The organism is Cryptosporangium minutisporangium (assembly GCF_039536245.1).
Taxonomy (GTDB): Bacteria; Actinomycetota; Actinomycetes; order Mycobacteriales; family Cryptosporangiaceae; genus Cryptosporangium; species Cryptosporangium minutisporangium.
On record NZ_BAAAYN010000001.1, the window covers coordinates 34,003 to 48,558 of the forward strand.

The window sequence follows — 14,556 nt, forward strand, 5'->3', positions numbered from 1 at the left end:
CCCGAAGCGCCCCGACGCGGCGGCTGACGCCCCGCGTCGGGGCCGACCTCGGGCTGCGGGAGTTCGCCGTCAGCCAGGCGTGCGTCCCGGAACGGTCACGTGCCCGGCACGTACGGCGGCGCGACGCCCCAGCCCCAGCGGGGCACCGGCGCCTGCTGCACCACGTCCGCGCCGGGCGCGGAGTTCGCCAGCGCGATCCGCGTCCCCCACTCGACGTAGCCGACGAACGCGGCGCGGAACTCCGGGTCGTCCGGCAAGCCGGCGTCGTCGGCCGCCAGGCTCATCAGCGACGCGAAGCGGTTCCGCTGCTCGGCGCTGATGCCGAGGTTGACGTGCTTGTTCACCATGCGGTGGTAGCCACCGTGGGAATCGGTGTAGTCGGCGGGGCCACCGAAGACCTCGCTCCACCACGCGGTGACGTGGGTGCGGTGCTCGTCGGTCACTCCGCCGGGGAACAGCGGGGACAACAGCTCGTCGTGCTCGACGCGGTCGTAGAAGGCGTTGATCAGCCGCTCGAACGCCGCTGATCCACCGGCCCAGTCGAAAAGCGTGGGAGTCTCTGTCACCTGCAACACTGTAATCATTGCCCGCGCTCGACGGTGGCCGAACGGCTGATCCCCGCGCAGCTCTCGAACGCATTCGCGACGACGGAACCGGCTCTCGCCAACGCAGACCAACTCCGACGGCCGCCCGTCACCGTCGGGCAGAAAGTCACCGCCGGACAACCGATCGGCGTCGCGGGCACCAGCGGCCACTCCTCCGGCCCGCACCTGGTTCCGAGATCCATTCAGGACTGGAGGCGAGTCCTGTCAACGCCCTCGACCCGCCAACCTTCCTAGCCGGCCGCGGAGTCTCACTCCATGCCGAGACCCGGTTGAGCAATCCACGGCCGGCGGCGCTCCGCCATGCGGTTTGCGTTTTGGGGTAGGGCGGGCCTTGGGGTCCAGATCTTCATCAATCCCAGCATCGGGGCCTTGAAAGGTGAAAGCGGTCGAGCTAGAGATCGCGCCGGGCGTACAGGCGTGCGGAGAGCGTGGTGGAGGCGAGTCCGAAGATGCTGAGGGTCGCGATCGCGGTGATCGCGGCGACGGCGAGCCGGGCGGGGCTGGCGTCGTCGAGCCACGACAGCACTGCGGCGCGGACAGCGGGGAACCCCCATGCTCCGAATACGACGGCCATGACGATGGCGGGAGGGAAGATGGCGACGATGCGAATCGGGCCCGGGCCGGTCGCGAAGTACGCGGGTAGTTGGGTGGCGAGCAGCGTGCCGATGAGTGTGACGCTGGCGGCGGCGACGGTGGCGGCGACGGCCCAGTCGAACTCGGCGCCGAAGGCGAGCGCGGCAATCGGAGCCAGGAGGGTCCCTGCGACGGTGAATGCGATCAGCATCAGTAGGCAGGTCGCATGACGGCCGAGGACGACGTGCTGGCGCCGGATGCCGAGCGCGGTGTAGAGGGTGTCGAGGCGGCCGCGTTCGTCGTTCCCGAACAGGTGATGCACGGTGTTGAGGACCACCAAGCAGGACATCGTCGGGATCAGCGGGTACGGGCTCAGGAGCACTGCGCTGGACGCCAGGTTCGCGACGACGACGATCGCCCCAGGGATGATCAAGAACTTCGCGTTGGGCCGCATGGACCGCAGGTCCAGGCCGACGAAGCGGGCAATGGCATACATGTCAGGGCTCCTCGTCTCTGGGCCGCATATGATGAACGACGATCCGCTCGATCGTTGGGGTCTCGATCTGGACGCCCGGCCCGAACCCGGCGGTGTCGGCGGTGCGGATGATGCCGTCGAAGTTGTGCTGGCCGCGGCGCAGGCCCCGGATCAGTGGTGTGTTCTCCGCGGTGAGGTCCGTCAACGCTCCTTGAATATGGGCGAACTCCTCGACGAGTTCGTCCACGGCGCCGGAGTAGACGACCTGGCCGCCATCGACGAACACCAGGTAGTCGGCGAAGTGCTCCAGGTCGCTGGTGATGTGCGTGGAGAACAATAGCGACGCATCCTGACGGCGCATGTGCTCGCGCAGAAGGTCGACGAGGTCGGCGCGCGCGGCCGGGTCGAGACCGCTGGTGGGCTCGTCCAGGATCAGCAGATCGGGATGGTTACCCATCGCCAGCGCGATCATCAGCTTGTTGCCCTGGCCCCGCGACAGCTTGTTCACCCGCTCGTCGGCCCCCAGTCTTAACCGGCGGCACAACCGGTCGAACCAGTCCTGGTCCCAACCGGGTCGAGACGCGGCATAGACGGCCGCCGCGTCACGGACACGCCAGTACGGCAACACGAACGGCTGGTCGAACACGACCCCGACCTCGCCGATCGGCGGCATCGCGATCCTTCCCGCATCCGCGCGGACGAGCCCGAGCAGCGTCCGCAGCGTCGTCGTCTTGCCCGAGCCGTTGGCACCGACCATTCCGGTGACGAATCCCCGCGGAACACGAAGGTCCAGCGGGCCGAGCGTGAAGTCTCCGCGGCGCTTCACGAGCCCGACGGTCTCCACCACGTGCTCTGTCGTGTTCATCGCTCCCACTCCTCCGCGAGCATCGCGGTCAGCTCCTCCAGCGAGACCAGCCCGGTGTGCCGGGTGCGGGCGACGATCTGCCGCAATCCGGCCCGGGCCCGCTCCAGCGAGCTCCGGCGGGCCTCGTCCGGGTCGATCTGTGCGACGAACGAGCCCTTGCCGGGCACGTTCACGATCAGCCCTTCGGCGGCCAGGTCGTTGTACGCCCGCGTGGTCGTGATCAGGCTGACCCGCAACTCTCCGGCCAGCGCGCGCAATGACGGCAGCGGCGTCCCGGCCGCGAGCTCCCCGGCCATGATCTGCTGTCGAATCTGCTCAACGATCTGCTCGTACAGGGGTACTCCGGGGACAGGCGAGACGATGACGTGCATCCGCGAAGCCTCCAACACCTCTACTGTCTATATTCAGTATGGACAGTAGTCGCCTGCGGGGTCAAGGGGGCGAGGTCGCGCTGGCCTGCGAAGCCGGCCGAGGTACAGACCGGCACCCGCGTTGTTTCGTTTCTGAACTGAACCGTCGCTACGGTCACCACAGGCCCCGGGCTCAGCCGTACGCAGTGACAATCACGAGATCTTGGGTACCCGCACCGGCGACGGCGACGAGACACACGCCGCGGGGCCGGCCGGGGCCTGAACCGATGACTCAGCCGCAAGCTCCGCGAGGGTCTCCCGCGTAGCCCTGCCGCCTAGCTGCCGGACCTGGCCGGTTTCCGCGCCCGCGCTCAGACGAGGGAAAGAGTCAGCGGCCGGTGATCAGATCGCGCATCGTCGCGTCGTACGGATACTGCCCGTCGATCTCGCTGACCGCGGTGAGCCGGTCGAGCTCCTCGTCCGTGAGGCTCCAGCCGGTCGCGCCGAGGTTGTCCTCCAGCTGATCGAGCCGGGACGCGCCGATGATCGGCGCGGTCACGCCCGGCCGCTGCGCGACCCAGCGGAGCGCCACCTGCGCAACGCTCTTCCCGCGTGCCGCGGCGATCTCCTGGAGCGCGTCGATGATGCCCCAGGTGTGCTCGTTCGCGTAGACGGACCAGGTCTCGCTCCAGCCCTCCTTCTCCGCGGTCTCCACCCGCGAACCGGCCGGCGGCCCGGACATGTCCCGGGTGTAACGACCGGACAGCCACCCACCGCGCAGTGGCGACCAGGGCACGACGCCCAGGCCTTCCTCCTGGCAGACCGGGATCAGCTCCCATTCGGTGGCGCGCGCCAGCAGGTTGTACTGCGGCTGCAGCGTGAGGAACCGTTCGTAGCCGAGCGCCCGGCTCACGTCGAGCGCCTTCTGCAGCTGCCAGCCGGTCACGTTGCTCGCCCCGATGTACCGGACCTTGCCGGCGGTGACCAGGGCGTCCAGCGTCGAGAGCGTCTCCTCCAGCGGCGTGGCCCGGTCCCACGCATGGATCTGGTAGAGGTCGACGTAGTCGGTCTGCAGGCGGCGGAGGCTGGCGTCGATCGAGGCCATGATGTGCTTGCGGCCCAGTCCGACGTTGTTGACACCGGGGCCCGACGGCATGCGCACCTTGGTCGCGATGACCCACTGGTCGCGGTCGCGGCCCTTCAGCCAGCGGCCGGTGACCTCCTCGGAGGCGCCCTCGCCGTAGACATCGGCGGTGTCGATGAAGTTGCCTCCGGCGTCGGCGAAGGCGTCGAGCATGCGGCGGCTGTCGGGCTCGTCGGCCTCGCGGCCGAACGTCATCGCGCCGAGGCACAGCTCGCTGACGGTGGTCCCGGATCGTCCGAGGTATCGGTATTCCATGTCCGGAAGTCAAACGCCTGGAGCGCACTCCAGGTCAAGCCGTCGGCGCTCAGTCCGGCGTCGTCAGCGCCGAGGTGGACGCGCAGACGCGGCTGACCTGCTGGGAAAGCTCTTGTGCCCGGTCGAGCCTGGCCCGGGTGATCTCGGTCCACTCGTCGACCACCCGCAACTGCGCTCGCATGACGTCGGCGCGGGCGGCGTCGACGGCCGAGGTCGCCGCCACGACGTCGGCGCGCGGGCCACCCTCACGGGTCACCGCGGCGAGTTCGGCGGCGCGCGCCGCGAGTCGCTGCACGCTCCCGGCGAAGTCGTCGAGGATGGCAGCGCACCGGGCCTGGGCGACACCGTCCTCCGCGTCGGCGACCACGCAGGCCTCGGTGAGCGCCTCCCGCTGCGCACGCTGGGCCTCGAGCAGTTCCGGCAGGGACGGTTCCGCCGCCATCGTCAGTCCTCTCTTGGGTCACGCGGAGGCGGCTCGCCCCACCTCGTCCTCGTGCTCCGGCGGTCCGGGTCGACCGACAGTTACCCGTTCCGATCGGCCGCCGCCGACCGGGGTTGAGCATTCTGCTCCGGGCAGGCACCCGCCCTGCACCTGTCACACGGTTTGAGACAATCGGTCGGTACGTCCCCTCACCTTCGCGGAGTTGACCCCGGCATGCGCCTGATCCTGATCCGCCACGGCCAGACTCCGTCGAACGTCGCCCACCTGCTCGACACCGCTGTGCCGGGACCGGGGCTGACCGAACTGGGCCACGAGCAGGCGGCGGCTCTGCCGGAGGTGCTCGCCGACGAGGACATCGACGCGATCTACGTCTCCACGCTGGTCCGCACGCACCTGACCGCGGCGCCGCTGGCGGCCGCCCGCGGTCTGCAACCGCTGGTCCGGGACGGCCTGCGGGAGGTCGCCGCGGGCGACCTGGAGATGCGCAGCGACGAGGACGCGGTCCACACCTACCTGACGACGCTCTTCGGCTGGTCGCAGGGGGACCTCGAGCTCCGGATGCCGGGCGGCGAGAACGGCGTCGAGGCCCTCGGCCGGTTCGACGCGGTCGTGGACGAGGCGGCGGCGAGCGGCGCCGGCTCGGTGGCCATGGTCAGCCATGGTGCGGCGATCCGGGCGTGGGTCGCGGCGCGTGCGGTCAACGTCGACGTCGAATGGGCAGCCGAGCACGCGCTGAGCAACACCGGCGTCGTCATCCTGGAGGGCTCGCCGACCGACGGCTGGAAGGCGCTGACCTGGGAGGGCAACGCGGTCGAGCTACCGGAGGCCGACGTCGACAGCGGACCAGCCGGGCAGCCGGTCCACGATCAGGCGGGGCGGTGACCGGCTCCGGAGGAGCCGCGCACAGCTGCTGGCCTCGGCGCCGCGCTGAGTAGCCGAATCGAGCCGATCCGCATCGCTCTATTGTCCGCCTACTCATAGATGTAGTACACCTACTATCAACGGAGGTACCCGTTCGACTTCTGGGGTAGCCATGTTCCTGCTGAGCGAGGAGGCGACCGAAGTGACGGCCGCCGACGACTTCGACCGCACGATCGACGTCCGGGACCTCCGGATGCGGTACGGGAAGACCGATGTTCTGACCGGCGTGACGTTCAGCGCCCGGCCGGGCGAGGTCATCGTGTTGCTCGGCCCGAACGGCGCCGGCAAGACGACGACGATCGAGATCCTCGAAGGATTTCGGATGCGGTCCGCCGGAGAGGTCACCGTGCTCGGCGCGGACCCCGCCCACGAGGGGGAACGCTGGCGCGCACGGATCGGCATCGTGCTCCAGTCGTGGCGCGACCACAGCCGCTGGCGGGTGAGCGAGTTACTCGAGCACCTCGGGATGTACTACCGGGCGTTCGCGGCCGACTCCGACCGCCGGCCGTGGAACGTGGGCGACCTGCTCGACGCCGTCGGGCTGAGCAGCCAGGCCAACGCGAAGATCGGTTCGCTCTCCGGCGGTCAGCGGCGGCGGTTCGACGTGGCCATCGGCATCGTCGGCCACCCGGAGTTGCTGTTCCTCGACGAGCCGACCGCGGGCTTCGACCCCGAGGCGCGCCGCGAGTTCCACGACCTCGTCCACGAGATCGCCGACGACGACACCACGATCCTGCTCACCACCCACGACCTCGACGAGGCCGAGAAGCTGGCGGACCGGATCCTGATCCTCGCCGGGGGCACGATCATCGCCGACGGCTCGCCCGACGCGCTGTCGCGCCAGGTGTCCAGCCAGGCCGAGGTGCGCTGGAGTCTCGACGGCACGCGGTACGTGCACTCCAGCGACAACGCGACCGCGTTCGTGCGCGACCTGTTCCGGCAGCACGACGAACGGATCACCGATCTCGAGGTACGCCGCGCCAGCCTCGAGGACACGTACATGGCGATGGTGCGGCAGTTCGAGGCCGGCCGCCGGGACGCCGCGGTCCGCGAGTTCGAGGTGGTGACCCGATGAACCCGACCCTGAGCGCCGTCCGCGCCGGGCTGATCCGCGGCCGGATCGAGCTCCGGCAGACGCTGACCACTCCCCAGGACCTCTTCAGCCACGTGCTACCCAGCGTCATCTACGTAGCGGTCATGTTCTTCACGCGCGGCTCGACGCTGCCGGGCACCGACTTCTCGCTCGGCTCCCGCACGCTGGCCAGCCTGATCGGCATGACCGTGGCGTTCAGCGGCGTCATGACGATGATGATGACGCTGGCGGTCGAACGTGAGGACGGAACGCTGCTGCGGGCCAAGGCCGTGCCCGGCGGCACGGTGGGCTATCTGGTCGGCAAGATGGTCATGGTGGCCGCGATGACGCTGATCAACATCCTGATCTTCCTGGTGCCGAGCGTGTTCTTCCTCGACGGCCTCGCGATCGGCAGCGTCTCGGGCTGGCTGACGCTGCTCTGGGTCCTGGCCCTCGGGCTCGTCACGATGCTGCCGCTCGGCGCGATCTTCGGCGCCGTGCTGACCCATCCGCGCAACGCCGGGCTCGTCACGCTGCCGTTGATGGGGGTGATCGCCCTCTCCGGGGTCTTCTACCCCATCGACGGTTACCCGGGGTGGCTGCAGACCATCGGGCACCTCTTCCCGGTGTACTGGCTGGCGCTCGGCACTCGCGCGGCCTTGCTGCCGGACAGCATGGCCGCGGTGGAGAGCGCCGGCTCCTGGCAGCACCTGGAGACGCTCGGTGTCCTCAGCGCGTGGGCGGTGGTCACGCTGATCGCGGCGCCTATCGTGCTTCGGAGGATGGCGCGCCGGGAGTCCGGCTCCACCGTGGCGGTGCGGCGGGAACGGGCGCTCCAGCGCGCCGCGTGAGGGAGACATGGACAAGAAGGACAGCCACGAGACGATCTACAACCGGATCGCGATGCTGCGGGCCGAGCGTGGCATCTCGCGGCGCGAGCTGGCCGAAGCGCTCGGCGTGCACTACCAGACGGTGGGTTACCTGGAGCGTGGCGAGTACAGCCCGTCCCTGCACCTCGCGCTGCGGATCGCCGAGTACTTCGAGGTGGCGGTGGAGGTGGTGTTCTCCACCTCCCCGTTCCCCCGCCTGGGCAGTTCGCGCCGCTCGGCCTGAGTCCCGCCTCAGTGAGCGGGCAGGCCGGGCCGGGCGCTCGGTGGGTCGTCGGGAGTGATCGCGCGGCGGTAGCGCTCGGCGAGCCGGCCGACCGCCTCGACGAGCTCGGGACCGTCCACGACCGTGAAGTCCGCGTCGAGCAGACCGAGGTAGTGCGCGAGCCGCTGCGGGTTGTCCGAGCCGGGCGTGAACTCGCACCGGTCCGGGCCGAGTGGCTGCACGTCGACCGGTACCGGAATGCGATCCCGGACGTACTCCGCGGGCGCGTGCACGATCACCCGGGCCCGGTAGTGCCAGGGCGCCGCGCCAACGCTCCGGGCCACGGCGGCGGTGATCTCCGCGTCCGGCGGCAGCGCCCGCGGGGTGAAGCGCGGGCCGCCCGGCGTGCGGGGCGTGATCCGGTCGGCGCGGAACGTCCGCCAGTCCGCCCGATCGGTGTCCCAGGCCACCAGGTACCAGCGGCTGCGGTCGTGGACGAGGCGGTACGGCTCGACGTCCCGCCGGGTCTCGGTGCCGTCGTGCGACCGGTAGTCGAAGCGGAGCCGCTCGTGGTCACGGCAGGCGCCGGCGATCGTCGTGAGCACCGCCGAGTCGACCCGCGGGCCGGACACGGGCATCGGCAGCGCGAACTCCCGGAAGGCCGCGGCCCGGTGACGCAGCCGCGCCGGCAGCACTTGGTGCACCTTGGCCAGTGCTCGCACCGAGGTCTCCTCGATCCCGGCGACCGAGCCGCCCGCGGCGGTACGTAGTCCGACGACGACGGCGACGGCCTCCTCGTCGTCGAGCAGCAGTGGCGGCAGGGCGGCACCGGTGCCCAGTCGGTAGCCGCCGGCCACCCCGGGGCGGGCGTCCACCGGGTAGCCGAGGCCGCGCAGGCGCTCGACGTCCTTACGGATCGTCCGCGCAGTCACCTCGAGCCGCGCCGCGAGCTCCGCCGAGGTCCAGTCACGACGGCTCTGCAAGAGCGACAGCAACCGCAGCAGGCGTCCGGAAGTTTCTTGCATGCCCACCATCTTCGCTGCAATTGCGGAACGAACTGATCCGCAATGGACTCTACCGTCGCTCTCGACACCAACTCAGAGGGAGACGCACGATGAGCGAGGCCGTCCGACCGTTCCGAATCGCTGTTCCGCAGTCCGACCTCGACGACCTGCATGCGCGCCTCGCGGGCGCCCGCTGGCCCGCCGAGTCGCCCGGCGAGGGCTCCACCCGGGGAGTGTCGCTGGCCCACCTCCGGGAGCTGGCCGACCACTGGCGGACGACGTACGACTGGCGGGCCGCGGAGGCCGAGCTGAACCGCTATCCACAGTTCGTCACCGAGGTCGAGGGCCAGCGCATCCACTTCCTGCACGTGCGGTCGGCGCGTCCGGACGCCACCGCGCTGATGCTCACGCACGGGTATCCGAGCTCCCCCGCCGAGTTCCTGGACCTGATCGAGTTATTGACCGCGGACTTCCACCTGGTCGTGCCGTCGCTGCCGGGGTACGGCTTCTCGACACCGCTGTCCGGAGCGGGCTGGACGTTGAGCCGGACCGCGCGGGCGTGGGCGGAGATCATGCGCCGGCTGGGCTACCCGCGCTACGGGGTGCACGGCGGGGACATCGGCGCCGGCGTCTCCGGCGCGGTCGCGGCGATCGACGGTGACCACGTGCTCGGCATCCACGTGGTGACCGAGCCGTTGACGGCTGCGGCCACCGCGACGTTCATCCCGGGAATGGCCGACAACCTCGACGAGTCCGACCCCGTCGACAAGCTGATCCTGGACCGGATGGCCGCGTTCCGCGACGAGGGCTCGGGCTACCTGGCCATCCAGAACAGCCGCCCGCAGACGATCGCTTACGGGCTCAGCGATTCGCCGGTGTTCCAGCTCGCCTGGATCGCCGACAGCTTCGAGGCGTGGACGCAGCTGCCGGTTGACCGCGATCGGCTGCTGACCAACGTCAGCCTGTACTGGTTCACCGGTGCGGGGTCGGGCGCCGCGCACACGCTCTACGACCAGGCGCACTCGTCGGACTGGGGCGGGCCCGTGTCGGCGCCGCAGGGGTTCGCGGTCTTCGGTGCCGACGAGACGGTCCGGCGGCTCGTTCCCGCCCCCGAGGGGACGCACTGGACCGAGTTCGCCCACGGCGGGCACTTCCCGGCGCTGGAGGCACCGGCCGATCTCGCCGCCGACCTGCGGGCGTTCTTCGGGCCGCTGTCCTGATCTCCGGTTCCTCCCGCCTCGGCCGGCCGTCGGATATTCGACGGCCGGCCGAGGCGGACGCCGGTAACGTCGCCGTCGCAGCGCACCCACCACGCCGGCCGGGCGAGGAGGAGGACGATGAGCACGCCGGGATTGTCGATCGGGGTCATCGGCGGGGGGATCGGCGGTCTGAGCGCGGCGTTGTCCCTGCGGGCGGCGGGCTTCGACGTGCACGTGTACGAGCAGGCGTCCGCGCTGGGTGAGGTGGGTGCCGGCGTCCAGGTCAGCCCGAACGCCTCCCGCATCCTGCACCGCCTGGGGCTGGGTCCCGCGCTCGCACGCACCGGCGTCGAACCGCTGGCCATGCACCAGCGTCGCTGGGACGACGGCCGGACGCTCCTGCGTACGCCCCTGGCCGAGCGGCTTCGAGCCCGATTCGGCTTTCCGCACTACCAGATGCACCGCGCGGACCTGCTCGCCGCGCTCGCGGCTGCGCTGCCCGCCGAGCGGATCCACCTCGGACACCGGCTGGTCGACGTCGTCGACCACGGCGACGTCGTGGAGGCGCGATTCGCCGGCGGGCAACGGGCCGAGGTCGACGTGCTGGTGGGCGCCGACGGCATCCACTCCCCCGTCCGTGCCGCGCTGTTCGGACCCACCCAGCCCCGGTTCACCGGCTGCGTCGCCTACCGCGGGCTGGTCCCGGCCGAGCGGCTCGAGCACCTCTCGCTGGAGGTCACCGCGCAGATCTGGATGGGGCCCGGCCGGCACTTCGTGCACTACTTCGTCGCCGGTCGGCGGCTCGTCAACTTCGTCGCGGTCGTCGAACAGGACAGCTGGACCCGGGAGTCCTGGACCGACGCCGGCGACGTCGCCGACGCGCTCGCCGCGTTCGACGGCTGGCACCCGCAGCTGCGGGAGATTCTGAAGGCCGTCGACGGGACGTTCGTCTGGGCGTTGTTCGACCGGGCGCCGCTCGACCGGTGGTCCAGCGGCCGGGTGACGCTGCTCGGCGACGCCTGCCACCCGATGCTGCCATTCATGGCGCAGGGCGCGGCCATGGCGATCGAGGACGGCGCCACGCTCGCCGCGTGCCTGGCCGACGCGGGAGCCGCCGGAAGCGCCGCGGACCCGGCCGAGGCGTTACGCCGGTACGAGCAACTCCGGCTCCCCCGCACCGCACGCCTGCAGGCGATGTCGGCGGAGAACAAGACACGCTTCCACCTGCCCGACGGGTCCGACCAGCACCAGCGCGACGCGCTGATGGCCGCCGGCCGGACGGACTTCTCCTTCGACGCGGTGGCCTGGATCTACGAACACGACGCCGGCGTGCTCTGAGACCGCCGGAGCGACCTCAGAGGAGCCCGAGCCGGAACACCTCGAACGCGGCTCCGTACGTGACGCCCAGGCGGCTGCCGATCTGCCGGGCGAAGCCCTCCAGGAATTCCTCGGCGTCGAAGTCCCCCGAGCCGAGACCGCGCAGGTAGACGGCGTGCGCCTCGAGCGACCGGACGCCCAGCCCGAACGTGTCAGTGGTGTCGACGCCGTGCTTGGACAGCGGTGAGCTCGCCGCCCACACCTCTCGGACGCCGCCCCACCGCTCCAGGCCCTCGTCGATCTGCTCGCGGAACACCCAGCGGTTCGCGGCGTCGCGCACGGCGTCCAGGACGGCCCGGCCGGTGACGATGTGGTCGGACATGTTCAGCGCGTCGCCGGTCTCGTCCCAGCTGTCCCGGAAGTTGTTCGTGATGACGATCTCCGGCCGGTACTCGCGGATCACCCGGCTCAACGTCCGGCGCAGCGGGATGCCGTACTCCAGGACGCCGTCGGGCAGCCCGAGGAAGTCGACCCGGGACACTCCGACGATCTCCGCGGACGCCCGCTGCTCCGCCTCCCGCGCCGGTCCGGCCTCGGCGGGGTCCATGCCGTCGATACCGGCCTCGCCGCTGGTGAGCAGCGTGTAGGCGACCTCTTTGCCCTGCGCGGTCCAACGGGCGACCGCCGCCGCGGCACCGAACTCCAGATCGTCGGGGTGAGCCACGATGGCCAGCGCGCGCTGCCAGTCCTCGGTGACGGGCTCGAGCGGATTCGGAACCGCAGGGGCGTCAGCAGTCATGGACCTATCTTGGTGGACCGGCGGTTGCCGCGTCAGCAGGCCCGACCCCCGTTTACACCATGATCCTGAGGAATCGGCAGCCGACCGAAGACCATTTCGGACGGCAGAGCAGGCCCTCGGTGGAGGTAATCGAGAGCGAGTCACGAGGAATGGTGGGACGACCTGGAGCCTCGTACTGTCGGGTGACGGCAAAGCCGGGACCGCGGGTCATGCGACGACGCAATCGACGGCGGGGTACAGGTCGGTCGACCAGCGTGGGAGTGGTGGTCATGGGCCCTCCTCAAAGTGAAACGGGCAGATAAAAGAAGCAGTAATCAACAGCCATGAGATTCGAGCGCTCTCGGTCAGCGCCAGACTTTGTATCGGAGCGCTTGGAGGTCGGGCTCGATGTAGTCCACGTCGTACAGGACCATGAAAACGGCACCGTTGGGCACGTTGGTGGCGAGCACGGTCCGCTTCCATGCCGGGGTCGAACAGGCGCGAACCGGCTCGGTGTAGGTCGGGTCGGTGCCGTCCTTGGACAGGAACGCCACCAGGAACGTCTGGCACCGGTCGCGGGGAACGCGCGGGTCACGGATGTGGGAAACGGCGATCGTCGTGCAGCGGGAGCGGGGCACCGTGATCGGTTTCGAAGCGACACGACCCGCCTCGTAGAACGCGATGTCTGGTCGGGTGGGCAGGCATCTGTTGCCGTGTCCTGCGCTGCTGGAGGCGGGTTGGTGGGCGGCGGCGGGGGTGAGGGGAGTCAGGGCAGCCAATCCGGCTGCCGCGAGTACGGTCGTGGCCGATACGAATCGTTTCATGAAAATTACTATCTTCTGTCCGGCGTTTTTTTATTCGTCTCATTTCTGACAGATTGCCGGATCCAGAATTGGCCTACCGGTTGCGTCCCGGGAAGTTCGTCGAAGAAATCCAAGAAAAGGTGTCCGATCGGCGCGCTCGCGTTCGTAGCAGGAGTACGGCCGCTCGTACGGGGGCGGCGCCCGCTGTCTCGACTCCACAGGAGATGACTTCCGATGCAGTACCTGGTTTCGGTGATCGACGACAAGGACAACCCCGGCAGCACGGACAGCAGGCCCGCCATCAGCGCGTTCAACGAGCGACTGATCGCCGAGGGTTACTGGGTATTCGCGGGCGGACTCGCGGACACCGACACCGCCACCGTCATCGACAACCGGGGCGAGCAGGCGGTGTTCAGCGACGGGCCGTTCGTGGAGTCGAAGGAGTACCTCGCCGGCGTCTGGGTGTGGGAGGCACCCGACTTGGATGTGGTGCTCAAACTCGCCGCCGAGGCGTCAAAGGTCTGCGACCGGAAGATCGAGGTGCGGCCGTTCCAGTGAGCGACCTCGAGGAGGCGATCACCCGGGCCCACCGCGGCGAGTGGGCACGAGTGTCGCCGGCCTGGCGCGGCGGTTCGGGGACCTCGACGTCGCCGAGGACGCGGCGGCCGAGGCGTTCGCGATCGCCGTCGAACGGTGGCCGACCGACGGGGTACCGCCCAACCCCGGCGCCTGGCTGACCACCACCGCCGCCGCGACCAACTGCGGTAGCGCACCCGATCACCATCCCGCGCGCGGCGGTGGCCGACCCCCGGGCCGCCCTGCCGATGCCTGCTGAGCCGAGGAGTACCGGCATGACCAGACCATTCCGCTTCGGGGTCGTGGCCCCGCTCACGACCGACCTGCCGACGTGGCTGGCCCACGTGCGCCGCATCGCCGACAGCGGCTACTCGACGCTGCTGATGCCGGACGTCCCGCGATGGCAACCCGCGCCCGGCCCCACGCTGGCCGCCGCCGCGGCCCTGACCGACCTGCGCGTCGGCACCTGGGTGTACGCCTCCCCGCTCCGCCCGGCGTGGATGACGGCGTGGGAAGCGCACTCGCTGTCGGTGCTCACCGACGGTCGCTTCGAGCTGGGCATCGGCACCGGCCGGCCGGGAATCGAGGACGAGCTCCGCGAACTCCGACTGCCCGCGGTCCCGCCGAGCGAGCGGCTGGCTCGGGTACGGGAGACCGTCAGCGCACTGCGAGAGCTCGACGGCCCCGACCGTCACACGCCGGTGGTGATGGCCGTCAGCGGTCCGAAGGCTCGGGCTCTGGCGGCCGACGTCGCGGACACGGTCACCTTCGCCCTGCACGAGGTGCCTCGGGGCGAGGTCGCGCGCCTGGCACACGACGTCCGCGCCGTCCGGGACCTCGAACTCGCGCTCCACGTACCGGTGGTCGGTGACACGGTCGCACCGTTCATGGCGCATCCCGCCACCGACCCTGCTGCGCTCCGCGCGATGGACTCGCTGGCGGTACTTCCGGCTGACCCGACGGCGGCCGCCGAGGAAATCCAGCGGCGACGGGAGGAGACCGGCTTCTCCTACTTCGTCTTCGGCGCCCACGTCGCCGACGCGTTCGCTCCGGTCGTCGCCGAGCTCGCCGGACGTTAGGGCGCG

17 protein-coding genes and 1 pseudogene are annotated in these 14,556 nt (G+C 70.3%); 9 read left to right on the forward strand and 9 right to left on the reverse strand.

Going from position 1 to position 14,556, the window contains the following annotated elements; translation table 11 throughout:
• Window positions 1–95: 95 nt before the first annotated feature.
• The 6 genes from ABEB28_RS00175 to ABEB28_RS00200 form a co-directional block, all read right to left on the reverse strand.
• A complete protein-coding gene (locus ABEB28_RS00175; protein WP_345726039.1) occupies window positions 96–572 on the reverse strand; it encodes a group II truncated hemoglobin in 477 nt (158 codons plus the stop codon).
• Between the two features lie 424 nt (window positions 573–996).
• The gene (locus ABEB28_RS00180; RefSeq protein WP_345725829.1) at window positions 997–1,674 is read right to left on the reverse strand and encodes an ABC-2 transporter permease; all 678 of its coding nucleotides are present in this window, start codon (window positions 1,672–1,674) and stop codon (window positions 997–999) included.
• Window position 1,675: 1 nt separating this feature from the next.
• Complete coding sequence (locus ABEB28_RS00185; protein WP_345725830.1) at window positions 1,676–2,518, reverse strand: ATP-binding cassette domain-containing protein; 843 nt, start codon at window positions 2,516–2,518, stop codon at window positions 1,676–1,678.
• Window positions 2,515–2,889 carry a GntR family transcriptional regulator gene (locus ABEB28_RS00190; protein ID WP_345725831.1) on the reverse strand — a complete coding sequence of 125 codons (375 nt, stop codon included), beginning with the start codon at window positions 2,887–2,889 and terminating at the stop codon, window positions 2,515–2,517. The genes ABEB28_RS00185 and ABEB28_RS00190 overlap by 4 nt, the downstream gene beginning before the upstream one ends.
• A gap of 367 nt (window positions 2,890–3,256) precedes the next feature.
• Entirely contained in the window at window positions 3,257–4,267 is a 1,011-nt protein-coding gene (locus ABEB28_RS00195; protein WP_345725832.1) for an aldo/keto reductase, read from the reverse strand.
• Between the two features lie 49 nt (window positions 4,268–4,316).
• Window positions 4,317–4,709, reverse strand: coding sequence for a hypothetical protein (locus tag ABEB28_RS00200; RefSeq protein ID WP_345725833.1), 393 nt, complete (start codon window positions 4,707–4,709; stop codon window positions 4,317–4,319).
• Window positions 4,710–4,922: 213 nt separating this feature from the next.
• On the opposite strand from ABEB28_RS00200, the gene ABEB28_RS00205 reads away from it, so the two are divergent.
• From ABEB28_RS00205 to ABEB28_RS00220, 4 genes are all read left to right on the forward strand, one after another.
• The gene (locus ABEB28_RS00205; protein WP_345725834.1) at window positions 4,923–5,591 is read left to right on the forward strand and encodes a histidine phosphatase family protein; all 669 of its coding nucleotides are present in this window, start codon (window positions 4,923–4,925) and stop codon (window positions 5,589–5,591) included.
• Between the two features lie 151 nt (window positions 5,592–5,742).
• Window positions 5,743–6,705: an ABC transporter ATP-binding protein gene (locus ABEB28_RS00210; RefSeq protein WP_345725835.1), complete on the forward strand. Its 963-nt coding sequence runs from the start codon at window positions 5,743–5,745 to the stop codon at window positions 6,703–6,705.
• Window positions 6,702–7,553 (forward strand): ABC transporter permease, encoded by an 852-nt coding sequence (locus ABEB28_RS00215; RefSeq protein WP_345725836.1) that lies wholly within the window; start codon window positions 6,702–6,704, stop codon window positions 7,551–7,553. The genes ABEB28_RS00210 and ABEB28_RS00215 overlap by 4 nt, the downstream gene beginning before the upstream one ends.
• Window positions 7,554–7,560: 7 nt before the next feature.
• On the forward strand, window positions 7,561–7,815 hold the full coding sequence (locus ABEB28_RS00220) for a helix-turn-helix transcriptional regulator (RefSeq protein WP_345725837.1): 255 nt from the start codon (window positions 7,561–7,563) through the stop codon (window positions 7,813–7,815).
• A gap of 8 nt (window positions 7,816–7,823) precedes the next feature.
• On the opposite strand, the gene ABEB28_RS00225 is transcribed toward ABEB28_RS00220, so the two are convergent.
• Entirely contained in the window at window positions 7,824–8,819 is a 996-nt protein-coding gene (locus tag ABEB28_RS00225; RefSeq protein WP_345725838.1) for a helix-turn-helix transcriptional regulator, read from the reverse strand.
• Window positions 8,820–8,908: 89 nt separating this feature from the next.
• On the opposite strand from ABEB28_RS00225, the gene ABEB28_RS00230 reads away from it, so the two are divergent.
• Together ABEB28_RS00230 and ABEB28_RS00235 are read left to right on the forward strand one after the other, a co-directional pair.
• On the forward strand, window positions 8,909–10,018 hold the full coding sequence (locus ABEB28_RS00230; protein ID WP_345725839.1) for an epoxide hydrolase family protein: 1,110 nt from the start codon (window positions 8,909–8,911) through the stop codon (window positions 10,016–10,018).
• Between the two features lie 117 nt (window positions 10,019–10,135).
• Window positions 10,136–11,335: an FAD-dependent monooxygenase gene (locus ABEB28_RS00235; RefSeq protein ID WP_345725840.1), complete on the forward strand. Its 1,200-nt coding sequence runs from the start codon at window positions 10,136–10,138 to the stop codon at window positions 11,333–11,335.
• A 16-nt stretch (window positions 11,336–11,351) separates the two neighbouring features.
• Here the strand turns inward: ABEB28_RS00235 and ABEB28_RS00240 are convergent, their stop codons facing one another.
• On the reverse strand, window positions 11,352–12,113 hold the full coding sequence (locus tag ABEB28_RS00240) for a PIG-L deacetylase family protein (protein WP_345725841.1): 762 nt from the start codon (window positions 12,111–12,113) through the stop codon (window positions 11,352–11,354).
• A 344-nt stretch (window positions 12,114–12,457) separates the two neighbouring features.
• Window positions 12,458–12,916 (reverse strand): hypothetical protein, encoded by a 459-nt coding sequence (locus tag ABEB28_RS00245; protein WP_345725842.1) that lies wholly within the window; start codon window positions 12,914–12,916, stop codon window positions 12,458–12,460.
• A 213-nt stretch (window positions 12,917–13,129) separates the two neighbouring features.
• Here ABEB28_RS00245 and ABEB28_RS00250 point away from each other — a divergent pair, with 213 nt between their 5' ends.
• The 3 genes and pseudogenes from ABEB28_RS00250 (at window position 13,130) to ABEB28_RS00260 (ending at window position 14,550) form a co-directional block, all read left to right on the forward strand.
• The gene (locus ABEB28_RS00250; protein WP_345725843.1) at window positions 13,130–13,453 is read left to right on the forward strand and encodes a YciI family protein; all 324 of its coding nucleotides are present in this window, start codon (window positions 13,130–13,132) and stop codon (window positions 13,451–13,453) included.
• Window positions 13,450–13,643 (forward strand): annotated as a pseudogene (locus ABEB28_RS00255) (RNA polymerase sigma factor); the annotation flags it as partial. The gene ABEB28_RS00250 and the pseudogene ABEB28_RS00255, both read left to right, overlap by 4 nt.
• Window positions 13,644–13,746: 103 nt before the next feature.
• A complete protein-coding gene (locus ABEB28_RS00260) occupies window positions 13,747–14,550 on the forward strand; it encodes an LLM class flavin-dependent oxidoreductase (protein WP_345725844.1) in 804 nt (267 codons plus the stop codon).
• Window positions 14,551–14,556 lie beyond the last annotated feature (6 nt).